The sequence below is a fragment of the Bradyrhizobium sp. Kon69 genome, from assembly GCF_055807515.1.
The window spans coordinates 94961-116393 of the sequence record NZ_JBVVOS010000020.1; the positions used below are offsets into that span (position 1 = coordinate 94961).

Here is a 21433-nt window from a genome sequence, read left to right on the forward strand (position 1 = left end):
GTAGAGCAAGCACGCGCCGTGTCCTATTGCGTGCTCACATAGCGGCTCTGCTGGGGCCGCACGCGTTACGCCACGATTGTCCCCTTCAAATTCGCAGCCGTGATCTTCGCGCGCAGCCAGGCTTCGAACGCGTCGACATGGCTGCGGCCTTTGGCCTCGGAGGATCGCACGAGATAATAAGACACAGTCTCGACCTCGAATTGGGGCTGATGGAACGGCGCGACTAAGGTGCCCTTTTCCAGCTCGTCGGCGGCGAGGATCTCGCTCTCCAGGACGACGCCGAGACCTTCGACAGCGGCGTCGATGGCCATGGTGGACCGATCGAACCACAATTCGTGGCGTGCCTTGATCGTCGTGCCGACGACCTTTCGCAGATAGTCGGTCCAGGTCAGCGCGTTCGACGAATGAATCAACGTGGCCCGGGCAAGATCGCCAGGCTCGTGAAGTCCGAGTTGCTCGATCAAAAGCGGGCTACAGAGCGGACGCAGACGCTCAGCCAGGAGCGGCTCGATCTGCCGGTCGTTGAGGACGGGCGGGCGTCCATAGGCGATGGCGAGATCGAAGCGAATGGTATCGAGGTCGCGCAAGTCGGCGATAGTTGACAGCCTGATCCCGATCTCCGGATGCTCGCCGATGAAATTCCCGATCCGCGGCTGAAGCCATTTGGCGGCAAAGCTCGGGCCGCTCGCGATGAACAGATGATTGCGCTGCGACTGCGGCGCGACCAGCCGCGTCGCGCCCATGATCATTCCGAATGCGCGCTCGATCTCGGCGGCATAGACGCGGCCGGCATTGGTGAGCACCGCGCGGCCGGCGTGCCGCGAAAAAACACGAACGCCGAGGAAGTCCTCGAGCTTCTGGATGTGGTGGCTGATCGCGGAGGGTGTGACCCCGAGCTCCTCGGCGGCGCGGCTGAAGCTGCCGTGGCGCGAAGCGGCTTCGAATGCCGACAGCGCCTTGAGCGGCGGCATTCGCGAGCGCGGTGTTGACTCCACCTCATCGGCTGCTGAGTTTTTTGAACTGGCGCCCATCATGTCTGCCCGGTACGAATTTATCCGTTGCTCAGGCAATTCTTGTACCGCAAACGCCCTGAAGCAACAGCTTCGTGCCCCAAAAGACCGACCCGACAACGGCGAGTGCATCGCCACACCGCACCGGCTGTGCGGCGGATGCCGCTTGCCCGAGGAGAACCCATGACTTCAGCGCTGAAACAGGCCGCCGACGAATTCCTCGTCCGCTATGGCGGAGACGTGTTTCCGAACCTCTTCACCTCGGCGAAGGGGACGATCGTGACCGACAGCGACGGGCGCGACTATCTCGATTTCACCTCGGGCCAGATGTGCGCCACCATCGGCCACAACCATCCGGCTATCGTCGCGGCGGTGGAGAGTGCGGGGAAGAAGGCCTTCCATCTCTTCAGCGGGATGATCCCCGAAGTGGTCGCCGAGCTCGCCCAGGTGCTGGCGAGGGATTGGCTGCCCGGCAATCTCAAGCGCTCGATCTTCATCAATACCGGTTCGGAAGCGACCGAAGTCGCGCTCCGGATGGCCAAGATGTACACCGGCGGCTACGAGGTGCTCGTTCTCGGCGGCTCGTGGCACGGCATCACCGGCGGAGCCGCCTCGGTCTCGATGGCGAGCGACCGCAAGGGATATGGCGTGCCGCCGCCCGGCGTGTTCGTCATCCCGGAGCCGAACGCCTACCGGCCCTACATCGCAAAGGGCAGCGAGGACGAGTCTGCGCTCGCCAATCTCGAACTCGCCCTGAAGATGTTCGACATGCAGTCGAGCGGGAGGGGTGCTGCGATCATCGCGGAGCCCGTGATCAGCGCCGGCGGCGTGCTGGTGCCGCCGAAGGCGTTCATGGAGGCCCTGCGAAAGGCGGCCGATGAGCGCGGCATGCTGCTGATCTTCGACGAGGCCCAGACTGCTTTCGGGCGTATCGGAAAGAAGACCGGATCCGAATATTTCGGGGTCGTTCCGGATATCATGACGATGTCGAAGACGCTCGGCGGTGGGCTTCCGCTTGCGGCGGTGTCGACCACCGAGGCGATCGAGAGCAAGCTCCAGGAGGATCACTTTACTTATTACACCAGCCACGTCTCCGATCCCTTGCTTGCCGAGGTCGGGCTCGCGGTGCTGCGCGTGATCACTGAGGAGAAACTTGTCGCACGCGCCCACGAGATGGGTGCCTACCTGCGAGGCCGGTTCGAAGGGCTCCAGCAGAAATACGAGCAGATCGGCGAGATCAGGGGCATGGGCCTTCTGCTTGGCGTGGAGCTGGTCAGCGATCGCAACAGCCGACGCCCAGCCCACCAGCTTGGCGGCCTCACCACGAAGAAGTGCTTCGAGTACGGGCTGAGCATGAACATCCGCCGTCGCCCCGAGCGCGGATCGGTGTGGCGTATCGCGCCGCCGTTGACCGTCTCGACCGAGGAGATCGACCGCGCCGTTGAGATCCTTGATCGGGCTTTGAGAGAAAGTCTCGACGAGCTGTCGCGAAATCCCACTGCTTAGCAACTGGTTGGAGGCTGACATGATCCGCGTACACGCGCCGAAGCTCGCCATTGCCGCCGCATCACTTGCGCTGCTCGAGATGGGGGCCGCGCAAGCGGCGAGTCAGACTTTGGAAAAGATCAGGGAGGTCGGCAAGATCAGCTTCGGCTACCGCGAGGCGTCGATTCCGTTCGCCTATCTCGGAGCAGATCAGAAACCGACCGGGCTCTCGCTCGACCTCTGTGCCGCAGTGGCCGACAAGGTCAAGGTCATGTTGCAGCGGCTTGAGCTGGAGGTCGAATACGTTCCGGTGAATGCGTCCAATCGCATCCCGCTGCTCCAGAACAGTACCATCGACGTCGAGTGCGGCAGCACGACCAATACGGCCGAACGGCAAAAACAGGTGGCATTCTCCGTTGCGACCTATGTGGCATCGCCGCGCTGGCTGGTGTCGGCCTCGTCGCAGCTGATGGAGCCGAAAGGACTTGACGGGCAGACGGTCGTCATCACGCAGGGCTCGCTGAATTTCGGGGTCGCCAAGAAGCTCCTCGATGACCAGAAGCTGAATGTGACGATCGTGCAGGCCAAGGACCACGCCGAGTCGCTCCTCATGCTGGGAACGGGTCGCGCCACGGCGTGGTTCGAGGACGATATCCTGGTTGCCGGTCTCGTCGGGAACGCCTCCGATCCCAGGGCTTTCCGGATGTTGGCGGCCACCTACGCGCCTTCTTACTATGGGCTAATGACCCGCAGGGAAGATCCCGAGTTCAAGGCCGTCGTCGATGCCGCGATCAAGGAGAAGATGGTGTCCGGTGAATTCGAAAGGCTCTACGCGAAGTGGTTCGAGTCGCCGATTCCGCCGAAAGGGCAGAACCTCCAGCTTCCCATGAGCGGAGCGATGAAGGCCCGCGTCGCATCTCCCAGCGATGCGCTTGTGCCGTAGGCGACGCTCTCGGCAGACCTTGCGTCAATGCCGCGACTGGCTCTGCCGGAAGTCGCGCGGCGACATCCCGAAATGCTCGCGGAATACGCGGCCGAAATGCGAGAGGTCGTTGAAGCCCCAGGCGAAGGCGATCTCGCTGATGTGGCGGTGCGCGAGCACGGGGGAGGCGAGGTCGCGCCTGCATTGAGCAAGGCGCTCGCCGAGGACGTAGCGTTGGAACGAGGTGTCCTCGTCGGCGAGGAGATCGTTGACATAGCGGGACGAGATGCCGAGCGCCGCTGCGGTCTCGGACAGCGAGAGATCGGGATCGGCAAGATGAGCCCGGATATGCGCCTTCAGCCGGTAGAGCAGGGCGGAGCGATGGGTCGAGGACGGCAGCGGCGTCTTGCCCAGCCGCTCGCCCAGTGCCATCGCCAGGACATCGACGGCCTGTTCCGACAGAGCGGCGGCGTGGTGCGGATCGATCTGATCCGCGCTCTGGCAGAGCCGGTAGATGAAATCGTAGGCGATCCTCTGCAGCGGCGAGTCCGGTCCGAAAGCGCTGGCGGTCAGGGTTTCAGTCGCGCCGAGCCGGCGCTGCAGCATCTCGCGCGGCACCTTGAAGATGGTCTGCGTAAAGATGCCATCGAATTTCAGCTCGTAGGGACGGGTGGTGTCATAGAGCGCAAATTCTCCCGGATGCACTACGGCCTCGCGGCCGTCCTGCACCACGGCGCCGGTGCCGTGATTGCCGAGCGCGATCAGGATGAAATCCTGATCCGAGCGCGCGATGCGCGAGGGCGTGCGCAACACGTGCTGACGGTCGGAGCAGACCTCGGAGCATTCCGCCTTGCCCAATGGCGCGCGGGTGACCGAGCCGCGAAAGGCGCTGCCAAGATCTGACCTGCAGTCGAGCCCGACGAAGACGTCGCAGACGATATCCTGCCAGAGCGCAAGCCGACGGTGGCCTGGGCTGTCGTCCGTGGTGAACTGGATTGGCATCTGCAGAGCCTCCCTTTCACATCCCGCAAAATCGCGTGTCGGCGCAGGTCCCCACTGACGGAGGCAAACCCGTACCGGGCCGGCGATTCCGTCCGGTCGAGTTTTTGTTCCGCCGTGGTCGAGCGCCCGCCGCCCGGCTTGGTCAAATAGACTGCATCGGACCTGGCTTCCGATCAACCGGCAAGGGAGGTGGCAATGGGCATCGAACATCCGAAATACAAGGTCGCGGTGGTGCAGGCGGCGCCCGCCTGGCTCGATCTCGATGCCTCGATCGAGAAATCAATCGCCCTGATCAGGGACGCAGCCGAGAAGGGCGCCAAGCTGATCGCCTTTCCGGAAGCCTTCATCCCCGGCTACCCCTGGCACATCTGGATGGATTCGCCGGCCTGGGCGATCGGTCGCGGCTTTGTGCAGCGCTATTTCGACAATTCGCTGTCCTATGACAGTCCGCAGGCCGAGCGGCTGCGTGATGCCGTGCGCAAGGCCAAGCTCACCGCCGTGCTCGGTCTGTCCGAGCGCGACGGCGGCAGTCTCTATCTGGCGCAATGGCTGATCGGGCCTGACGGCGAGACCATCGCAAAGCGCCGCAAGCTGCGGCCGACCCATGCCGAGCGCACGGTCTATGGCGAGGGCGACGGCAGCGATCTCGCCGTGCACGCGCGGTCCGACATCGGCCGCATCGGCGCACTGTGCTGCTGGGAGCATCTCCAACCGCTGTCGAAATACGCGATGTACGCCCAGAACGAGCAGGTCCATGTCGCGGCCTGGCCGAGCTTTTCGCTCTACGATCCCTTCGCGCCGGCGCTCGGCGCCGAGGTGAACAACGCCGCCTCGCGCGTCTATGCCGTGGAGGGCTCCTGCTTCGTGCTGGCGCCTTGCGCGACGGTCTCGCAAGCGATGATCGACGAGCTGTGTGACCGGCCGGACAAGCACGCGCTGTTGCATGCCGGCGGTGGCTTCGCTGCGATCTATGGTCCCGACGGCAGCCAGATCGGCGACAAGCTCGCGCCGGACCAGGAGGGCCTCTTGATCGCCGAGATCGATCTTGGCGCCATCGGCGTCGCCAAGAATGCCGCTGATCCAGCCGGGCACTATTCGCGCCCCGACGTCACGCGGCTCCTGCTCAACAAGAAGCGATACCAGCGCGTCGAGCAGTTTGCGCTGCCGGTCGACACCGTCGAGCCCACGGACATTGCCGCGGCGGCGAGCTGATCGCCGGAATTGAGGGGAGGCACGCTCATGGAATCCGCAATTCCTCTGCATCTCGAGACCCCACGCACGCGCCACAAGCGCGTGCCGGACGATTACCAGCCGCCATACCCGTCCTTCGTGGCGCGCTATAAGCCTGGAGTGAACCGGGTCGCGATGGCCTATTTCGGCCTGCAATATCGCGGCACGGCGCCGGCGGCTGCGACGGATGCGCTCGCCGACATCGCGGCGCGGTTTGCCGCGGAAGGCGGTCCCTCGCATTGGGACCGGGCGCAATATGTTGATCAGGCCGGCTATGAGAACGTCGTCTCGGTGGCTTATTGGGACGACATTGCGCGGTTCGACCAGTGGTTTACACCGGCGCGCGAGGTCTGGACCGGAACGCAGCCCGAGGGCATCGGCACTTTCATCGAGGTGCTGCGCCCCATTGTGGCGCGGCACGAGACGCTGTTTTCCTCGCTGGGGCGGCCGGAGGGCGTCGCCGCTATCGCCGACGGCATGAGCGGCGAGGTGCAGGAGCACGCCTATTGGGGCGGCATGCGTGACCGCATCCCGCTGTCGCAGACCGATCCAATGTCGCCGGGCGGCAATCCCGAATTGATCCGCGACGGCGCGCGGCTGCGCGTGCAGGCGCACGACAATCTCTGCCTGATCCGATCAGGCCAGGATTGGAGCGATACCGAGACCTCGGAGCGAAAGCTCTATCTCGACGACGTCGAACCGGTGTTGCGCGAGGGCATGGATTTCCTGCGCGATGACGGTCTCGGCATCGGCTGCTACGCCAACCGTTACATGCGCGTCCTTGCAGCCGGTGGGGACGCGAGTGAAAAGTCCTACGGTCAAAGCTGGTGGAAGAGCCTGGCGGCGCTGGAGCGGTGGGCGGAATCGCATCCGACCCATGTCAGGATATTCGGCGCCGCAATGAAATACCTGTCGACGCTCGGCCCCTCGGCAAAATTGCGGCTCTACCACGAGGTCACCGTGGCGGCTGCCGACGAGCAGTTCTTCGAATATCTGAACTGTCACGCCAAGACCGGCATGCTGGCGGCGGTGGAGACCGTCAGCGCTTGATCGGCTAGATCACGCAATGACCGAGCAGCTCGGGATGCGCGGCGCAGATGTGATGCGCCCCGGCGTCCCGCAGCTCGGCCTCGCTGCCGTAGCCATAGAGCACGCCGATCGCGGTCATGCCGTTGGTGCGGGCGCCGACCACGTCATGGCTGCGGTCGCCGATCATGATCGCACTGGCGGGATCGACCTTGGCCTCGTCGAGCGCGTAGCGCAGCAGGTCACGTTTGTCGACGCGCGTGCCGTCGAGCTCGGAGCCGAACACGCGCTCGAAATACGGTTTCAGGCCGAAATGCTCGACGATTCGGGTGGCGTAGACCGCGGGCTTGCTGGTCGCCACGAACATGCGCGGTGTTGTCGCGGCAAGCGTTGTCAGCGTGTCCATGATGCCGGCGTAGGCTTCGTTCTCGAACAGGCCGACATCGCTGAAGCGCTCGCGATAGAGCAACAGCGCCCGGTCGGCGAGTTCCGCGCTGCCCGTGAGCTTTTGCAGGCTGGCATGCAGCGGCGGGCCGATGCACCAGGTCAGCTCGTCCTCGCTCGGCACCGCGATGTTGAGCCGCTCCAGGGCGTACTGGATCGAGCGCGTGATCCCGGGCTTCGGGTCGGTCAGTGTGCCGTCAAGGTCGAAATAGATTGTAACCATGTTGCCGCGCCTGTGTTGCTACCGCCGTCTATGCCAGACCTAAACGAGGCCGCGGACCAAGGCAAACGCGCAACCATTGCCACGCCGAAAATCGCCTTCCTGATACCGCGTATCCCTTAAAGCTCGCTATTCGCGGGAGGGAAGCGTAGAGTCGCGCCATCACCGCCTTCCATTGGCATCGACCGGTGACTGAGGGTCACCAGCGCTCCCGCCGACTGAGCAGGAGCGTGCATGACTCGATTTCGTCTGGTCGACTGGATCCGCCGGAGAGCGGTTCTCGTCACATTGATGCTTGGCATATTGATACTTGGCACACTGTCGCAAGGCGCTGTCGCGGCAGGACCGGACTGCCGGGCGATCGCAAGCACGAGCGGACGTCTGGCCTGCTACGATGCTGCGTTTCCTCCGAAGGAAAGAAAGCCCGCTGCTGCGGAGAACGATGGGTCCCGTGCTGCTTACAAGGACCCGTTCGTGGCGGAAGAGGCCAGAACCGCAGCGAAGCTGAAGAACATCTGCCGCGGGTGTTGAGGGTTGCTCGTTCGCCGCGTTCTCGTTGATCGGCGAACCCGGACGAGAGATCGAGACAATTTTTCAGGAGAGGCCGGATGAGCGAGCGACTTGAAACTCTGAAGAAGGCCCGTGATCGCATGATCGAGGACAGGGACGCGCATGCGAAAGTGCTGGCCGCTCCCTTTGTGCGCGACACGGCCGAGCGCGCGCGCAACAAGTTTATCGAGATCCAGGCGCTGATCGATGCCCTCGACCGCGCCATCCGGGGCGAAATCCCGGTTCCGGTCAAAAACTAAGGCAGTAAGCAGCGACACCAGCGGAGCGTACATTGCTGATGCCGCTAGCGCTCCCTCATTGCTGTCTCGCCCATTCGACGATGGCGGTCGCCTCCGCGCCTGCCCGGGTTTCCCAGGCGGTGATCGCGTTCGTTGCTGCCTTCCGCAACTCCGTGACAAGGAACGCTGGTGCCGGCTCGGCGATATGGACGCCATTGTCGCGCATGCGCGCATAGTTCTCGATCGTGCGGTGGGTCAGTAGCGCGAGCTGGCTCTGTTCGGTCTCGGCCGCCGCGGCCAGCACCTCGCGCTGCATCGGTTCGGACAATTCGGCAAAGGCTTCGCTGCGGACGAAGGCGATCGAGATTGGCATCGCGTAATTGATGGCCGTGAAATGCGGCAGGAAGTCCCACAATTTGCGCCCCGCGCCGCCGTCGCCGGAGGTGAGGAAGGCATTCAGCCGATGTTCCCTCAGTCCGGCGAGCGCCGCGTCCATCGGCAGGAATTGCGCGTTCGCGCCGGCCGCGCGCATGACCTCGGTGGAATTGGCATCGTAGGTTCGCAAGTTCAGTTTCGGTAGATCGTCGGCACTTTCAAGCGACCGCTCCGACCAGAGGCCCGTGGCCGGCCAGATCGTCACATACAGCAGCTTGAGGCCGCGCGCCGCGAGCGCCTTCTCATAGAGCGGGCGCGCCCGCAGATTGGTGGCGCGGGCGAGATCCACCGATTGCACCAGGAAGGGCAGGGTGGACAGCCCGAGCACGGGATCGAGGCCCGAGAGCGCGCCCGCGAAGGCATCACCGCCCGCGATCCGGCCGTCCAGCGCCGCGCGCGGCATCTCGCCCGAGTTGATCTTGAGCTGGTTGTCGAAGGCGTTGGTCACGGTCACGAAACCGTGGGTACGGTCGGAGACGCGGCTGGCGAAAGTCGAGAGACCAATCCCGGAGATGTTATTCTCGGGGTATTCCGTGGTCATCCGCCAAGTGACCTGGGATGTGACTTGAGACGCGACTTGGGACGTCACCTGGGCGGCGGCTGGCGCGACGCTCAGGATGAGCGCGGCGAGGACAAGGATCGCGCGGATCCGTTTGGCGGGGTAACGCATTGGGAGAAGCAGGGTAGGCAGCATATATTGGCAACTCGTTGAACCATGGCACGATGCCACAACATGGCAGATCACACTGTCGCATGCCGCGCCGAGGCGCGCCACCGCCATGCCTGCACGCGATGGGTGCAGATTGCGATGTGCATCATCTCCGCGCTGCTTGTCTCGGCGACCCAGGCCGCGGCGGGGGACAGTTCGCCCGCTAAGACCGATGTCGCTGTCCCCAGCGTCGAAGAGCTCGCGACGCCGCCGGCGAAGCCCGCGGATGCGCGCGAGAGCGACACGCGGGAATCGATCTGCCTGATCGTCGAGGCCGCAGCGCGCGATGCCAATCTGCCGCTGGAGTTCTTCGCCCGCGTGATCTGGCAGGAGAGCCGCTTCCAGGCCGATGCGGTGGGGCCCATGACGCGCAGCGGGGAACACGCGCAGGGGATCGCGCAGTTCATGCCGGGCACCGCGAGCGAGCGCGGGCTGCTCAATCCCTTCAATCCGGTGCAGGCGCTGCCGAAGTCGGCGGAATTCCTGAACGAGCTGCGCAACCAGTTCGGCAATCTCGGCTTGGCGGCGGCCGCCTACAATGCCGGGCCGCGCCGGGTGCAGGAATGGCTCGCCGGCACCGGCGGCATGCCGGAGCAGACCCGCAATTACGTTCTTGCCATCACTGGCACGAGCGTCGATGCCTGGGCTAAGGCAGGCGCGACCGGCAAGGGGCCGCCGAGCGCGCCGCCGACAAGCTGCCGCGATCTGATGGCGCTGTTGAAGCGCGCGCCGAATGCTTTCGTCGCCGAGCTCGAGCAGCATGTGGAGCTTGCGGCTGCAAAGATCTGGGGCGTGCAGCTCGCCGCGGGCTTTGACCGCAACCGGGCGTTGGCGATGTATTCCCGCGCGGTCACGCGGCTGAGCGCCGTGATCGGCGAGCGTGATCCGAGCCTGCTGAGCTCAGTGATGCGCAGCCGTGGCACGCGCGCCTTCTACCAGGTGCGCATCGGTGCCGATACGCGGAGCGAGGCCGATGAACTCTGCGGTCGCATCCGCAAGGCTGGCGGGGCATGCTTCGTGCTGAAGAATCGCGGTGTGAGCGGATAGGGCGCCTGTCCCAGCGTGCATGCCAGCTCCGCCGCACGCTTTCTTGACGCGAGCCGCCGTATTCCCCGTTATGCGGGCACGATTCCTCATCCGGCCAAGACTCCCGTGGCGCTTCCTCCGCTCGATTCACCTCAATGGCAAAGTCCCTGGCGCGCCTTTGTGTGGGGACTGCGCTCGATCACGCAGACGATCCTCACCCTCGTCCTGTTCGCGACCTATCTCGGCATTGGCGCGCTCGCCCACGACACCCATTTCAGCCTGCTCTGGGCGCTCTGCTCGACCCTGTTCGTCTGGGCGGGGCCGGCGCAGATCATCCTGATCACCACGCTCGGCTCCGGCGCGACGGTCATCCAATCGGCGATCGCAGTCACGGTCAGCGCCATTCGCCTGTTTCCGATGGTGGTCTCGGTGCTGCCCTTGATGCGCACGCCGACGACGAAACGGCGCGAGCTGTTTTTCGCGGCGCATCTCACCGCGGTGACGCTGTGGGTCGAATGCCACCGCTTCCTGCCGCAGGTGCCGCGTGAGCGCCGGATCGCCTTTGTCAACGGACTTGGCTTCGGTCTCGTGTCGGTGTGTCTCACCGCCAACACGGTCGGCTATTTCCTTGCCGCGAATCTGACCCAGACGCTTGGCGCCGCGATCCTGCTGCTGACGCCGCTGTCCTTCCTGTTCTCGACCGCGCGCAACAGCCGGGAGGTCGCCGACGTCGTCGCGCTCGCGCTGGGGGGTCTGCTCTATCCATTGGCCGCGAAGATGAATTCCGGCCTCGACATCCTCGTCAGCGGCCTCGTGGCTGGCACGATTGCCTATGGCGTGCATTGGTGGCGGGAGGTGCGCGCATGAGCTTTGCGCAGCTCATTGGCGACTGGCACGCGCTGGCGGTGCTGTTCGTCGCCGGCGTTGCTCCCAACCAGATATGGCGCATGCTGGGCCTGTGGTTCGGCGGCGGCATCGACGAGGGCTCCGAGCTTCTGGTCTGGGTACGGGCGGTCGCCACCGCGATCCTGGCCGGCGTGATCGCCCAGATCGTGGTCGAGCCGCCCGGGGCGCTTGCGAGCGTGCCGGATGCCTTGCGCTACGGTGCGGTCGGCGCCGGCCTCGTCGTCTTCCTATTGACCCGCCGCTCGATCTTCGCGGGCGTGGTCGCGGGCGAAGTCTTCATGCTGGCCGGCAAGTGGTGGTTGGGCTAAAACCACCGGCGAACAGCAGGGAATTGGAAATATGGTTCGCGAAAACGAGCTCCGCGAGGGTGAAGTCTCCATCGAGCTGCCGCCGACGCAGGATGCCGGCCTCGTCTTCATCGGGCGCATCCGCACGCCCTGGAGCTCGCGGATGGAGACCCCACGCCAGGGCCGGCATGACGGCCCGATATGCCGCCTCGAGATCTTCGAGCCGTTCGTGCCGGCGATCAAGGGCGTCGATTTCTACAGCAATCTCGAGGTGCTCTACTGGCTCGACAAGTCGCGCCGCGACATTGTCCTGCAAAGCCCGAAGAACAACGAGAAGACCCGCGGCACGTTTTCGCTGCGCTCGCCGGTGCGCCCCAATCCGATCGGCACGTCGATCGTGAAGCTGGTCGGTATCGAGGGCAACGCGATTCTGGTGCGCGGGCTCGATTGTCTCGACAACACGCCGCTGATCGACATCAAGCCGGATCGTTGCGAGTTCACGCCGCTGGCTGCCCCGCAGCCGGGGGATTTCCAGACGGAGTGAGAGGCTGCCATCGTAGCCCGCATGGAGCGCAGCGGAATGCGGGAACGATCCCGGATTGCGCTTCGCTCCATCCGGGCTACGGCAGCTGAGACTCAGCCCGCCTTCAACGCCGCGATCAGCTTGGTCGCGTTCTCTTCCAGCACCTTGACGTCTTCCTTGCGGCTGGCGGGCGGAAGCATCGCCACGCCGTCGTGGCGCGGCATCACGTGCATGTGGAGATGAAACACCACCTGTCCGCCGGCGGCCTCGTTGAACTGCTGCACAGTGATGCCGTCGGCCTTGAACGCCGTCATCGCTGCGGCAGCGATCTTGTGCGCGCCGAGGGCGACATGGGCGTAGTCGTCCGGCTTGATGTCGAGGATGTTGCGGGCAGGGGCTTTTGGAATCACTAGCGTGTGGCCAGGTACCCGCGGCATGATATCGAGGAAGGCGAGCACGTGCTCATCCTCGTAAACCTTGTGGCAGGAGAACTCACCGCGCAGGATCTTCGCGAAAATATTGTTGGGGTCGTAGGCGGTCATGGCGGCGGCTCCCTGGAATTTTCGCTTACTGTCACCAGCCGCAACGAACCGTCAAGGCGCCTCGTCGGCGCCTTTGCGGAACGGTCCGAGCTCGGCCAGCTCCCGTCCGGCTTCCGCGACATAGGCGCGCTCGCGCTTGAGGTAATCATCGATGGCGCGGCGCAAGCCCGGATCGGCGATGAAGTGAGCGGAGTGGGTGGTTCGCGGCAGGTAGCCGCGTGCGATCTTGTGCTCGCCCTGCGCGCCGGCCTCGACATTCCCCAGGCCGCGTTTGATGGCGAAGTCGATCGCCTGATAATAGCAGACCTCGAAATGTAGGAATGGATGATGCTCGACCGCACCCCAGTTGCGGCCGAACAGCGTGTCCGAGCCGATGAAGTTGATGGCGCCCGCGATCCAGCGATCGTTGCGACGGGCCATCACCAGCAGCACGTCATCGCTCATGGTCTCGCCGATCAGCGAAAAGAATTCCCGCGTCAGATAAGGCCGGCCCCATTTGCGCGAGCCGGTCTCCATGTAGAATTGAAAGAAGGCGTCCCAGGCATCTTCGGTGATGTCCTTGCCCGTGAGGCAGTGGATGGTGATCCCGGCTGCCAGCGCATCGCGCCGCTCGCGCTTGATCGATTTGCGGTGACGGGAGTTCAGCGTCGCCAGGAAATCGTCGAAACTCGCAAACCCCTCGTTGTGCCAGTGGAACTGCTGGTCGGTGCGCTGGAGGAAGCCGTGCTCGGCCAGCAGCTTCCACTCCGCCTCGCGGGCGAAGGTGACGTGGACCGAGGAAGCCTTGCTGACGCCGCACAGCGCCACCAGCCCGCTCGCCAGTGCCTCCGTGATACGCGCGCGGTCGACGCCGTCGCGGACCAGCAGTCGCGGTCCCGTGGCCGGCGTGAAGGGAACCGAAACCTGCAGCTTCGGATAGTAGCGCCCCCCGGCGCGCTCATAGGCATCGGCCCAGCCGCGGTCGAAGACATATTCGCCTTGCGAGTGCGATTTCAGATAGCAGGGCACGACGCCGGCGACGCGGCCGTCGACCTTGGCCACGAGATGCCGCGGCCCCCAGCCGGTGCGGATCGTGGCCGAACCCGATTTCTCAACGGCCGATAAAAACGCGTGGGAAACGAAAGGGTTATAGGCAGGCTTTGAGAGGCCGAGAGAATCGCCTGGATGCCCGGATGAGGTTCCCTTGTCATGCCCGTTGCAAGACTTGCCGGGATTGGCGCAGGCGTCCCAGTCGTCCGGCGATACTTCGCCAATGGAAGGTACGGCCTCAAGGGTGATTTCGGATGGTGCCATCGTGCCCAAGATCGTGCATTGCAGCAGCGACTTCAAGAGTGGGAAACATCAAGCCTACGGTACGAAGCCTTCGAAGATCATCTGATCCGCATGTTGCGCAACCCGCGTGCGCTGCTCGGTCGTGCGCACGGTCCAGCCAAGCAGGGCGCAGCCGAACGCATTGCGGGCGATCCAGGGGGCGGCGGCGGGCAGGTCGTCGACCCTGAAGGCAACGAAATGCGGCTGGGTCTGGAAGCCGTGGCGCAGGTACAGCATGCTGTCGCGCTGCTCCTGGGTCAGGTAAGCCCAGTATTCGTCCTCATAGCTCCGCTGCGCGACGATGCCGCGGGGACGGGAGGGCAACAGCTCGCGCAGCGCCAGCACCTGGTCCGGGTCGAAGGACATGCCGACGGCGGGGCCGTCATAGGACGCCAGCACCTCGGCCATCCGCCTCACCAGCTTGCGGTCGCCGTCAAAATGACTCTTCACCTCGATCACCAGCGGCACGCGGCCGGCGACCAGGCTGCAGAGGTCGCTGAGTGACATCATCCGCTCGGGCGTGTCCTTGAACGTGAGCGCCTTCAGTTCAGTGGCGGTTTTCTCGACCAGCGGGCCGGTGGCCTCAGTCAGGCGGCCGAGCGCATGGTCGTGATGCACCATGGCCTCGCCGTCGGCGGAGAGCTGGATGTCGACCTCGATCGAGAAATTGCCCGCAATCGCAGCCTGCACCGCGCCCGGCATGTTCTCGACGATGCCGCGGGAAATGTCGTGCAGGCCGCGATGGGCGACCGGGCGGGCTGTCAGCCAATCAGGAGCGCGCATTCGCCTCAGGCGACCTCGAACACGCCTTCGACCTCGACCGCCGCATCCGCGGGCAGGGAGGCGACGCCGACGGTGGTGCGAGCATGACGGCCCTTATCACCGAAGGCGGCGACCATCAGGTCGGAGGCGCCGTTGAGGACCTTGGGCCCGTCCAGGAAGTCCGGCGCCGAGTTGATGAAGCCGCCGAGGCGCACCACGCGCACGACCTTGTCGAGGTCGCCGAGCGCCGCCTTGACCTGGGCCAGCAGATTGACGGCGCAGCCGCGGGCAGCCGCCGCGCCCTCTTCGATGGTCACGCCGGCGCCGAGCTTGCCCTTGGCGATCAGCTTGCCGGCGGGATCGAAGCAAACCTGCCCCGAGACGAACAGCAGATTACCGGTGCGCACGAACGGAACGTAATTGGCCACGGGGGTGGGGGCCTCGTGCAGCTTGATGCCCTGTTCCGCCAGCTTCTGCTCGACCGTTCCCGCCATATCCGACCTCGTTGTCCAAAAATCCATCAGCCCCGGCGCATCCGATGCAGCCCGGGGCGGGCCCTGTTTCGCCCATCGTGCCGCCACATGCAAGCAACCCTCGGGGTGGCATTTTGTTGAGGCAGGGCAGGAGGTTCAACGCGGGGGCCGCAACTTTACGTGAAACGGCCTCAGTTGCGACGCAATGGAACGTTCATTAAAATGTCGAATCTGCGCTTTCCCCAAGGGACCAGACATGCTGCACCTTTTCCGGACTTCGCTCGGTGTGACGGCGCTCGCGGCGGCCGCTCTCGCCCCCGGAGGCGGGGCGCTGGCCGCGAACGGTCCGTTCCTCGCGCATCAGGCGCTCTATGATTTGAGCCTGGTGAAATCGCGCTCCAATTCGATCAACAGCGCGCGCGGCCGCATCCTCTACAATTTCACGGGAAGTTCGTGCGAGGGCTACACCTCCGAATTCCGCCAGGTCTCCGAGCTCGACAGCGGCGAGGGCAAGGTCACGCTCAGCGACCTCCGCTCCAATTCCTGGGAGGACGCCGGCGGCAAAAGCTACCGCTTCAAGATCGAGACGCGGATGAACGAGGCTGACGCCGGCCGGGTCGACGGTTCGGCGGAGCGCGACGGCGACCACATCAACGTCAAGCTGAAGCTGCCGGTGCCGAAGAGCTTTACGCTCGACGGCAAGATCGTATTCCCGACCGAACAGATCCAGCGCATCATTGCCGCCGCGAAGGACGGCAAGTCGCTGCTCGAGCTCTCGGTCTATGACGGCTCCGACGATGGCCAGAAGGTCTACAACACGCTGACCGTGATCGGCCAGCCGATCCCGGCCGAGCGCGAAGGTTCGCCCGATCCCTCAACATCCGATGAGCACATGAAGTCGCTCAAGCGCTGGCCCGTCACCGTCAGCTATTTCGACCGCGAGGCCCAGCAGAAGGAAGGCGAGCAGACGCCGGTCTATGCGATGGCGTTCGAGCTCTACGAGAACGGCGTCTCGCGCCAGCTCGTGCTCGATTACAATGATTTTGTGATTTCGGGCGCGATGGGCAAGTTCGACGCAAAGGACAGCAAGCCCTGCAATTGAGGGCTGGCCTGCAACGCGGTCTCTGGCTACGCTCCTCCCAACCACAAACATCCGGGAGGCTCACCATGCCCAAGCTCGATCATCTCCGCCCCAGCGGCTTGCATCACAATCCCGCCTATTCGCATGTCGTCACCGCCACGGGGGCGCGGACGATCTACATCTCCGGCCAGGTGTCGGTGGATGAGGAGGGGCGGATCGTCGGCGAGGGCGATCTCGCCGCGCAGACCACGCAGGTGATGCAGAATCTCGGGCACGCGCTGAAGGCAGCCGGTGCGAGCTACGCCAACATCGTGAAGATCACGACCTTCGTCGTGAACTACAAGCCGGAACTGCGCCCGATCATCGGCAAGGCCCGCTCGGCCTTCTTCGAAGGCATGGAGCCGCCGGCTAGCACCCTCGTCGGCGTCTCGGCGCTCGCCGCGCCGGAATGGATGATCGAGATCGAGGCGGTGGCGGTCGCGGATTGATCCTCCATCCGCGCTACGCTTCCCTCCTGCGCGACATCTCCTGCAGAAGAACCATCGCGTCGTTCGCCCTGTCAGCCGGCACAAACATATGATCGTGGTGGAACGCCGAAACGGCGTTCACGCTGATGCCGGCTGCGGCGAGGCGTGCCGTGATCGCCGCCAGGAAACCGACTGCATCGAGTGCGGAGTGAACCGTCAGGGTGATCAGGCACGATGCGAATGCGTAGCGTAGTCCCGCCGCTTCGGCCTGTTCGCGTGGGATTACGAGCGTCGTTCCTTCCTGCTCGCGGAACGTCAGCAAAGGGCTGAGCGCCGCAGGGATCGGCTGGTTTGTCGGGATGGTGCAGAACACGAAAATGCCCGGTCGCATCTCCGGCTTCATGCCTCTCAGCAGCGCGTCGAGATCGCGTTCGCCTGTCATCACTCCTGCGCCTTTTCCGGCCCCTCATACGCGATGCCGCGGATCACTGCGGCGCTGCCGAATTTCTTGCGCAAGCTGTCCACCGCGCGCTCGGCGTGGGCGGCACGGCGGTCGAGCATGTCGGTGTCGTCGGCAACCGAGCCCTCGCGCAATGCGCTGACGCCGGCGCCCATCAGGCGAAAGGCGGTGCCGTCGATCTCTTTCGCCAGCATCTCGCGGCAGATCGAAAAGATCTTTGCGGCAAGCTGCGTCGGGGCCATGATCGACTGCGAGCGCGTGCGCTGGCGGAAATCGGCGGTCTTCAGCTTCAGCGTGACGGTCAGGCCGGCGAGCTCGCTGCTCTTGAGGCGAGACGACGTCTTCTCGCACAGCCGCCACAGGATCTTCTCCAGCGTCGCGAAGTCGCGGATGTCGGTCTCAAACGTCGTCTCGCTCGAAATCGTCTTGGCGCCCCGATCAGGCTCCACGCGGCGGTCGTCGATGCCGCGTGCGAGCCGCCACAGCCTGCGGCCGTCGCTCGGAAATTGCCGCATCATCTCGATCTCGTCGGCCTTCTGCAGGTCGGCGATGATGCGGAAGCCGCGCTGCACCAGACGCTCCTGCGTTGCGGGTCCAACGCCGAAAATGAAACCGACCGGTTTGTCGGCCAGCATCTCGCGCGCTTCCTCCTGGTCGAGCGCGGCAAACCCGCGCGGCTTGTCGAGGTCGGAGGCGATCTTCGCCAGGAACTTGTTGCAGGAGAGGCCGACCGAGACGCTGATGCCGATGTCATGCTCGATGTTGCGTGCGAACCGCGCCAGCACCTTGGCCGGGATCATGCCGTGCACCCGCTCGGTGCCGGAGAGGTCGAGGAAAGCCTCGTCGATCGAGAGCGGCTCGACCAGCGGCGTCAGCGCCTGCATGGCCTGGCGCACCTCGCGCCCGACCCGGACATATTTCGCCATGTCCGGCGGGATCACGGCCGCATGCGGGCAGGCTTCAAGCGCCTTGTACATCGGCATGGCCGAGCGCACGCCGTAGGTGCGCGCGATATAGCAGGCGGCCGACACCACGCCGCGCTTGCCCCCGCCGATGATGACCGGCTTGTCGGCGATGTCGGGATTGTCGCGCTTCTCGACGGTCGCGTAGAAGGCGTCGCAGTCGATATGGGCGATGGTCAGGCTTGCGAGTGCGCGGTGGCGGGCGAGGCGGGGGGAACCGCAGGCGGAACAGCGCCGCACGCCCATATCCAGATCGGCCGAACAATCCCGGCAGAAGCAGCGGGGGCCGGCCGTCTCCAGGGAGGTCACGGCACGTCGCGCTCCCAATTGGGGTCGCCGAGTGCGTCGCCGAGAACCTGCCGCGCTGCGGCAACGTTGGTCGGATGCAGTTCCGCGGTGCTGGCGAAGGCCTTCACGGTGGCGTCGTCGCGCATCACGAAATCGAGCACGCTAAGCAGGAAATTGGGGTCCGAGGCCGCCTTGCGCAGCATCTCCGGGCCGACCCCTGTCTCGGCCAGGAACAGGCCCAGCCGCTCCGGCTCGCCCGCGACGAAAGACAGCGCCTGAAGCGCAACGATTTCAGCGACTTCGCGCGGGTTGTGAACAGGCTTTTTCACGTGGCCGGTTTGCCTTTCCGTTAACTTTAGGTGTCTACTTTGGGCCACCATGCCCGAGTCTCGTTCCTAAGTCTTGCGACCCCCGACAAGCAACTGGAAACCACATCGCAGAAAGTTGGCCCTCGGGTTTAACGAAACTCAAGCGAATTCGAGGCTAGTTTGAATCCAGTTTTCGAAGCGCCGGCGACCGGCGCCTGAGGCGTCACATGCATCGGTCTGCGGACCAATCAGGAGGGCGGGATGGCTAAGACCGTCCTGATCGTGGAAGACAACGAGCTCAACATGAAGCTCTTCCGCGACCTGTTGGAGGCGCACGGCTACCAGACCACCGGCACCAGCAACGGCTACGAGGCGCTCGACCTCGTTCGCAAGATGCGGCCCGACCTCGTGCTGATGGATATCCAATTGCCGCAGGTCTCGGGCCTGGAGGTGACGCGCTGGATCAAGGACGATCCGGAGCTGCGCAATATTCCCGTCGTCGCCGTCACGGCGTTCGCGATGAAGGGCGACGAAGAGCGCATCCGCGAGGGCGGCTGCGAGGCCTATTTGTCCAAGCCGATCTCGGTCGGCAAATTCATTGAGACGGTCCGACGTTTCATCGGATAGGAAGTGAGTTTACAGTGTCCGCGCGTATCCTCGTCGTCGACGACGTCCCTGCCAACGTCAAGCTGCTCGAAGCTCGCCTGTCCGCCGAATATTTCGACGTGATGACCGCCGCGAACGGCACCGAGGCGCTGGCGATCTGCGCCCGCGCCGAATGCGACATCATCCTGCTCGACGTCATGATGCCGGACATGGACGGTTTCGAGGTCTGCCGCCGCCTCAAGACCGATCCGGCCACGCATCACATTCCCGTCGTGATGGTCACCGCGCTCGACAGCCCGTCCGATCGCAACCGCGGGCTGGAAGCCGGCGCCGACGATTTCCTGACAAAACCCGTCTCCGACGTCGTGCTGATCGCGCGCGTGCGCTCGCTGACCCGGCTGAAGATGATGACCGACGAGCTGCGCATGCGCGCCATCACCTCGCTCGAGATCGGCATGCAGGCGCCCGAGCGCAGTGCAATCTCCGACACCGGCAAGGGCGGCCGCATCCTGCTGGTCGACGACCGCCAGTCCTCCTATGAGCGGCTGGCGACGATCCTCGCTGCCGAGCACACCATCGACGTGGAGCCGAACCCGACGGAGGCGCTGTTCCACGCCGCCGAGGGCAATTACGATCTGCTGATCGTCTCGCTCGACCTCAACAATTTCGACGGCCTTCGGCTGTGCAGCCAGGCGCGCTCGCTGGAGCGCACGCGACATGTGCCGATTCTGGCGATCGCCGACCCCGAGAACGCGACGCGGCTGCTGCGTGGGCTCGAGATCGGCGTCAACGACTATCTGCTGCGTCCCATCGATAAGATCGAGCTGCTGGCGCGTGCCCGCACCCAGATCCGTCGCCGCCGCTATACCGACCATCTGCGCGACAACGTGCAGAACTCGATCGAGATGGCGATCACGGATGCGCTCACCGGACTGCACAATCGCCGCTACATGGAGAGCCATCTCGCCACGCTGGCCGAGCAGGCCGCCACCCGCGGCAAGCCGCTGGCGCTGATGATCCTGGACATCGACTACTTCAAGTCGATCAACGACAATTACGGCCACGACGCCGGCGACGACGTGCTGCGCGAATTCGCCGTGCGGGTGCGCAAGTCGATCCGCGGCATCGACCTTGCCTGTCGCTACGGCGGCGAGGAATTCGTCATCGTGATGCCGGAGACCGATCTCCACGTCGCCGGCATGGTCGCCGAGCGCCTGCGCCGCTCGATCGCGGGCGAGCCTTTTGCGATCCACAAGGGCACCAAGCGCATCGAGGTCACGATCTCGATCGGCCTGACCACGCTGGAGCAGAAGGGCGAGGCGGTTGGCGACGTCCTCAAGCGCGCCGACACCGCGCTCTACCGCGCCAAGCACGACGGCCGCAATCGCGTGGTGTCGCACGCGGCGTGAGGCCGATTGCACAGGCCGGCGATAAAAAAGCGCGAAAACAACCCCATGCACAGTAGCCGACACTAGTCGGATCAATGGCTTACGTCGGCCGCAAAACGGCTGATGCAGACAGCAATGCCGTTTGACTCGTCGGGCAAAACAGGAGCATCCTGCTAGCATCCCGAACATCCCACGAACTTCGCTGTCATCGCGCAGGCGAGGAATCCGGCACGCCACGGCGGACCAGCGGGCATCCATTCTTCAAGTCAGGGAGGATACGGCTCCGACCATTCTGCCTTGGCCAGGGCCGCGCCGGTGCTGGACTTTGCGATGATCTCGTAAGTGTACAGGCCGGAATTGCAGGGGCCCCAGGTTCGTAAGCTCTCCGGCTTCACGATGTTGTCTGAAGGAAATGGGATCTCCTGGCCGCCCATCTCGTAGTTCTTCTCTCTGCGAAACTTGACGACGATCGTGCGCGTGCCGGGCGGAACACTTTTCATCTTGATTTCGGGATTTGGAAAGACGGTGGTGCAGGGCCGCGGAGGTCCAAACGTGAATTGGATCTTCATCTCGTCAGCCGCGGCCGGGGTGCAGATGATCGGGAATGAAATTAGCAGCAACGACGACAATCTAATCATGGGCACGCCCCAAAAAGAAACCAGTGTATCGGCAGGGCCGCCTGATGCCAAGTTTACCCGTTTTTCGCTCTCGCAGCCCTCTTCGGGACGTCACAAAAAAGGCCCGCCGTAGCGGGCCCTGTGGAGATGGAGAA

At 64.4% G+C, this 21433-nt stretch carries 27 protein-coding genes; 15 read left to right on the forward strand and 12 right to left on the reverse strand.

Annotated features, from left to right (window positions below):
- Positions 1-65 precede the first annotated feature (65 nt).
- A complete protein-coding gene (locus AC0L3U_RS25400) occupies positions 66-971 on the reverse strand; it encodes a LysR substrate-binding domain-containing protein (protein WP_473363649.1) in 906 nt (301 codons plus the stop codon).
- A gap of 222 nt (positions 972-1193) precedes the next feature.
- On the opposite strand from AC0L3U_RS25400, the gene AC0L3U_RS25405 reads away from it, so the two are divergent.
- Positions 1194-2516, forward strand: coding sequence for an aspartate aminotransferase family protein (locus tag AC0L3U_RS25405; RefSeq protein WP_473363650.1), 1323 nt, complete (start codon positions 1194-1196; stop codon positions 2514-2516).
- A 19-nt stretch (positions 2517-2535) separates the two neighbouring features.
- Entirely contained in the window at positions 2536-3438 is a 903-nt protein-coding gene (locus tag AC0L3U_RS25410; RefSeq protein ID WP_473363651.1) for an amino acid ABC transporter substrate-binding protein, read from the forward strand.
- 24 nt (positions 3439-3462) lie between these two features.
- Here AC0L3U_RS25410 and AC0L3U_RS25415 read toward each other — a convergent pair whose 3' ends face one another.
- Positions 3463-4419, reverse strand: coding sequence for an AraC-like ligand-binding domain-containing protein (locus AC0L3U_RS25415; protein ID WP_473363652.1), 957 nt, complete (start codon positions 4417-4419; stop codon positions 3463-3465).
- A 195-nt stretch (positions 4420-4614) separates the two neighbouring features.
- Here AC0L3U_RS25415 and AC0L3U_RS25420 point away from each other — a divergent pair, with 195 nt between their 5' ends.
- Both AC0L3U_RS25420 and AC0L3U_RS25425 read left to right on the forward strand, forming a co-directional pair.
- Positions 4615-5631 (forward strand): carbon-nitrogen hydrolase family protein, encoded by a 1017-nt coding sequence (locus AC0L3U_RS25420; protein ID WP_473363653.1) that lies wholly within the window; start codon positions 4615-4617, stop codon positions 5629-5631.
- 27 nt (positions 5632-5658) lie between these two features.
- Positions 5659-6699, forward strand: coding sequence for a phenylacetaldoxime dehydratase family protein (locus AC0L3U_RS25425; protein WP_473363654.1), 1041 nt, complete (start codon positions 5659-5661; stop codon positions 6697-6699).
- 4 nt (positions 6700-6703) lie between these two features.
- Here the strand turns inward: AC0L3U_RS25425 and AC0L3U_RS25430 are convergent, their stop codons facing one another.
- On the reverse strand, positions 6704-7342 hold the full coding sequence (locus AC0L3U_RS25430; RefSeq protein WP_473363655.1) for an HAD family hydrolase: 639 nt from the start codon (positions 7340-7342) through the stop codon (positions 6704-6706).
- 231 nt (positions 7343-7573) lie between these two features.
- Between AC0L3U_RS25430 and AC0L3U_RS25435 the strand changes: the two genes are divergently transcribed.
- Positions 7574-7870 (forward strand): hypothetical protein, encoded by a 297-nt coding sequence (locus tag AC0L3U_RS25435; RefSeq protein ID WP_473363656.1) that lies wholly within the window; start codon positions 7574-7576, stop codon positions 7868-7870.
- A gap of 77 nt (positions 7871-7947) precedes the next feature.
- Complete coding sequence (locus AC0L3U_RS25440) at positions 7948-8148, forward strand: hypothetical protein (protein WP_106944186.1); 201 nt, start codon at positions 7948-7950, stop codon at positions 8146-8148.
- 55 nt (positions 8149-8203) lie between these two features.
- Here the strand turns inward: AC0L3U_RS25440 and AC0L3U_RS25445 are convergent, their stop codons facing one another.
- A complete protein-coding gene (locus AC0L3U_RS25445; RefSeq protein WP_473363657.1) occupies positions 8204-9256 on the reverse strand; it encodes a TRAP transporter substrate-binding protein in 1053 nt (350 codons plus the stop codon).
- 114 nt (positions 9257-9370) lie between these two features.
- Here AC0L3U_RS25445 and AC0L3U_RS25450 point away from each other — a divergent pair, with 114 nt between their 5' ends.
- The 4 genes from AC0L3U_RS25450 to tsaA all read left to right on the forward strand — a co-directional run bounded on the left by AC0L3U_RS25450 (position 9371) and on the right by tsaA (position 12034).
- On the forward strand, positions 9371-10318 hold the full coding sequence (locus AC0L3U_RS25450; protein WP_456769876.1) for a transglycosylase SLT domain-containing protein: 948 nt from the start codon (positions 9371-9373) through the stop codon (positions 10316-10318).
- 105 nt (positions 10319-10423) lie between these two features.
- Positions 10424-11164, forward strand: a complete 741-nt coding sequence (locus AC0L3U_RS25455; RefSeq protein ID WP_473363658.1) for an AzlC family ABC transporter permease — start codon at positions 10424-10426, stop codon at positions 11162-11164.
- Positions 11161-11511 (forward strand): AzlD domain-containing protein, encoded by a 351-nt coding sequence (locus AC0L3U_RS25460; protein WP_473363659.1) that lies wholly within the window; start codon positions 11161-11163, stop codon positions 11509-11511. The genes AC0L3U_RS25455 and AC0L3U_RS25460 overlap by 4 nt, the downstream gene beginning before the upstream one ends.
- A 31-nt stretch (positions 11512-11542) precedes the next feature.
- On the forward strand, positions 11543-12034 hold the full coding sequence (gene tsaA, locus AC0L3U_RS25465) for a tRNA (N6-threonylcarbamoyladenosine(37)-N6)-methyltransferase TrmO (protein WP_473363660.1): 492 nt from the start codon (positions 11543-11545) through the stop codon (positions 12032-12034).
- A 92-nt stretch (positions 12035-12126) separates the two neighbouring features.
- Here the strand turns inward: tsaA and AC0L3U_RS25470 are convergent, their stop codons facing one another.
- Genes AC0L3U_RS25470 through AC0L3U_RS25485 form a run of 4 tightly spaced genes read right to left on the reverse strand, consistent with a single transcriptional unit; the run spans position 12127 to position 15122 of the window.
- Positions 12127-12555 carry an HIT family protein gene (locus tag AC0L3U_RS25470; protein ID WP_473363661.1) on the reverse strand — a complete coding sequence of 143 codons (429 nt, stop codon included), beginning with the start codon at positions 12553-12555 and terminating at the stop codon, positions 12127-12129.
- A gap of 51 nt (positions 12556-12606) precedes the next feature.
- Positions 12607-13848: a GNAT family N-acetyltransferase gene (locus AC0L3U_RS25475; RefSeq protein WP_473363662.1), complete on the reverse strand. Its 1242-nt coding sequence runs from the start codon at positions 13846-13848 to the stop codon at positions 12607-12609.
- A gap of 54 nt (positions 13849-13902) precedes the next feature.
- The gene (locus AC0L3U_RS25480) at positions 13903-14649 is read right to left on the reverse strand and encodes a glycerophosphodiester phosphodiesterase (RefSeq protein ID WP_473363663.1); all 747 of its coding nucleotides are present in this window, start codon (positions 14647-14649) and stop codon (positions 13903-13905) included.
- A gap of 5 nt (positions 14650-14654) precedes the next feature.
- Complete coding sequence (locus AC0L3U_RS25485; RefSeq protein ID WP_007603263.1) at positions 14655-15122, reverse strand: RidA family protein; 468 nt, start codon at positions 15120-15122, stop codon at positions 14655-14657.
- A 235-nt stretch (positions 15123-15357) separates the two neighbouring features.
- Here AC0L3U_RS25485 and AC0L3U_RS25490 point away from each other — a divergent pair, with 235 nt between their 5' ends.
- Complete coding sequence (locus tag AC0L3U_RS25490; RefSeq protein ID WP_473363664.1) at positions 15358-16203, forward strand: cell envelope integrity EipB family protein; 846 nt, start codon at positions 15358-15360, stop codon at positions 16201-16203.
- A gap of 65 nt (positions 16204-16268) precedes the next feature.
- Positions 16269-16670 (forward strand): RidA family protein, encoded by a 402-nt coding sequence (locus AC0L3U_RS25495; protein WP_007603265.1) that lies wholly within the window; start codon positions 16269-16271, stop codon positions 16668-16670.
- Positions 16671-16683: 13 nt separating this feature from the next.
- Here AC0L3U_RS25495 and AC0L3U_RS25500 read toward each other — a convergent pair whose 3' ends face one another.
- Genes AC0L3U_RS25500 through AC0L3U_RS25510 form a run of 3 tightly spaced genes read right to left on the reverse strand, consistent with a single transcriptional unit; the run spans position 16684 to position 18688 of the window.
- Positions 16684-17091 carry an ACT domain-containing protein gene (locus tag AC0L3U_RS25500; protein ID WP_473363665.1) on the reverse strand — a complete coding sequence of 136 codons (408 nt, stop codon included), beginning with the start codon at positions 17089-17091 and terminating at the stop codon, positions 16684-16686.
- On the reverse strand, positions 17091-18380 hold the full coding sequence (locus AC0L3U_RS25505; RefSeq protein WP_473363666.1) for a DNA polymerase IV: 1290 nt from the start codon (positions 18378-18380) through the stop codon (positions 17091-17093). Before AC0L3U_RS25505 ends, AC0L3U_RS25500 begins: the two co-directional genes overlap by 1 nt.
- Entirely contained in the window at positions 18377-18688 is a 312-nt protein-coding gene (locus tag AC0L3U_RS25510; protein ID WP_456769577.1) for a DUF3572 domain-containing protein, read from the reverse strand. Before AC0L3U_RS25510 ends, AC0L3U_RS25505 begins: the two co-directional genes overlap by 4 nt.
- Positions 18689-18928: 240 nt before the next feature.
- Here AC0L3U_RS25510 and AC0L3U_RS25515 point away from each other — a divergent pair, with 240 nt between their 5' ends.
- Positions 18929-19294 carry a response regulator gene (locus AC0L3U_RS25515; protein WP_007611272.1) on the forward strand — a complete coding sequence of 122 codons (366 nt, stop codon included), beginning with the start codon at positions 18929-18931 and terminating at the stop codon, positions 19292-19294.
- 14 nt (positions 19295-19308) lie between these two features.
- Positions 19309-20682, forward strand: coding sequence for a PleD family two-component system response regulator (locus tag AC0L3U_RS25520; protein ID WP_018455158.1), 1374 nt, complete (start codon positions 19309-19311; stop codon positions 20680-20682).
- Between the two features lie 245 nt (positions 20683-20927).
- Here the strand turns inward: AC0L3U_RS25520 and AC0L3U_RS25525 are convergent, their stop codons facing one another.
- On the reverse strand, positions 20928-21161 hold the full coding sequence (locus AC0L3U_RS25525) for a hypothetical protein (protein WP_245313367.1): 234 nt from the start codon (positions 21159-21161) through the stop codon (positions 20928-20930).
- Between the two features lie 52 nt (positions 21162-21213).
- On the opposite strand from AC0L3U_RS25525, the gene AC0L3U_RS25530 reads away from it, so the two are divergent.
- Positions 21214-21411, forward strand: coding sequence for a hypothetical protein (locus AC0L3U_RS25530; protein ID WP_473295239.1), 198 nt, complete (start codon positions 21214-21216; stop codon positions 21409-21411).
- The last annotated feature ends 22 nt before the right edge of the window (positions 21412-21433 follow it).

Excerpts from the sequence above, each read along its gene's own strand:
- AC0L3U_RS25420 (WP_473363653.1), top strand. The coding sequence starts at position 4,615 with ATGGGCATCGAACATCCGAAATACAAGGTCGCGGTGGTGCAGGCGGCG.
- AC0L3U_RS25480 (WP_473363663.1), bottom strand. The coding sequence starts at position 14,649 with ATGCGCGCTCCTGATTGGCTGACAGCCCGCCCGGTCGCCCATCGCGGC.
- AC0L3U_RS25430 (WP_473363655.1), bottom strand. The coding sequence starts at position 7,342 with ATGGTTACAATCTATTTCGACCTTGACGGCACACTGACCGACCCGAAG.
- AC0L3U_RS25490 (WP_473363664.1), top strand. The coding sequence starts at position 15,358 with ATGCTGCACCTTTTCCGGACTTCGCTCGGTGTGACGGCGCTCGCGGCG.
- AC0L3U_RS25425 (WP_473363654.1), top strand. The coding sequence starts at position 5,659 with ATGGAATCCGCAATTCCTCTGCATCTCGAGACCCCACGCACGCGCCAC.
- AC0L3U_RS25470 (WP_473363661.1), bottom strand. The coding sequence starts at position 12,555 with ATGACCGCCTACGACCCCAACAATATTTTCGCGAAGATCCTGCGCGGT.
- AC0L3U_RS25460 (WP_473363659.1), top strand. The coding sequence starts at position 11,161 with ATGAGCTTTGCGCAGCTCATTGGCGACTGGCACGCGCTGGCGGTGCTG.
- AC0L3U_RS25495 (WP_007603265.1), top strand. The coding sequence starts at position 16,269 with ATGCCCAAGCTCGATCATCTCCGCCCCAGCGGCTTGCATCACAATCCC.
- AC0L3U_RS25435 (WP_473363656.1), top strand. The coding sequence starts at position 7,574 with ATGACTCGATTTCGTCTGGTCGACTGGATCCGCCGGAGAGCGGTTCTC.
- AC0L3U_RS25410 (WP_473363651.1), top strand. The coding sequence starts at position 2,536 with ATGATCCGCGTACACGCGCCGAAGCTCGCCATTGCCGCCGCATCACTT.
- AC0L3U_RS25415 (WP_473363652.1), bottom strand. The coding sequence starts at position 4,419 with ATGCCAATCCAGTTCACCACGGACGACAGCCCAGGCCACCGTCGGCTT.
- AC0L3U_RS25500 (WP_473363665.1), bottom strand. The coding sequence starts at position 17,091 with ATGACAGGCGAACGCGATCTCGACGCGCTGCTGAGAGGCATGAAGCCG.
- AC0L3U_RS25445 (WP_473363657.1), bottom strand. The coding sequence starts at position 9,256 with ATGCTGCCTACCCTGCTTCTCCCAATGCGTTACCCCGCCAAACGGATC.
- AC0L3U_RS25405 (WP_473363650.1), top strand. The coding sequence starts at position 1,194 with ATGACTTCAGCGCTGAAACAGGCCGCCGACGAATTCCTCGTCCGCTAT.
- tsaA (WP_473363660.1), top strand. The coding sequence starts at position 11,543 with ATGGTTCGCGAAAACGAGCTCCGCGAGGGTGAAGTCTCCATCGAGCTG.
- AC0L3U_RS25525 (WP_245313367.1), bottom strand. The coding sequence starts at position 21,161 with ATGAAAAGTGTTCCGCCCGGCACGCGCACGATCGTCGTCAAGTTTCGC.
- AC0L3U_RS25400 (WP_473363649.1), bottom strand. The coding sequence starts at position 971 with ATGCCGCCGCTCAAGGCGCTGTCGGCATTCGAAGCCGCTTCGCGCCAC.
- AC0L3U_RS25440 (WP_106944186.1), top strand. The coding sequence starts at position 7,948 with ATGAGCGAGCGACTTGAAACTCTGAAGAAGGCCCGTGATCGCATGATC.
- AC0L3U_RS25450 (WP_456769876.1), top strand. The coding sequence starts at position 9,371 with ATGTGCATCATCTCCGCGCTGCTTGTCTCGGCGACCCAGGCCGCGGCG.
- AC0L3U_RS25485 (WP_007603263.1), bottom strand. The coding sequence starts at position 15,122 with ATGGCGGGAACGGTCGAGCAGAAGCTGGCGGAACAGGGCATCAAGCTG.
- AC0L3U_RS25475 (WP_473363662.1), bottom strand. The coding sequence starts at position 13,848 with ATGGCACCATCCGAAATCACCCTTGAGGCCGTACCTTCCATTGGCGAA.
- AC0L3U_RS25515 (WP_007611272.1), top strand. The coding sequence starts at position 18,929 with ATGGCTAAGACCGTCCTGATCGTGGAAGACAACGAGCTCAACATGAAG.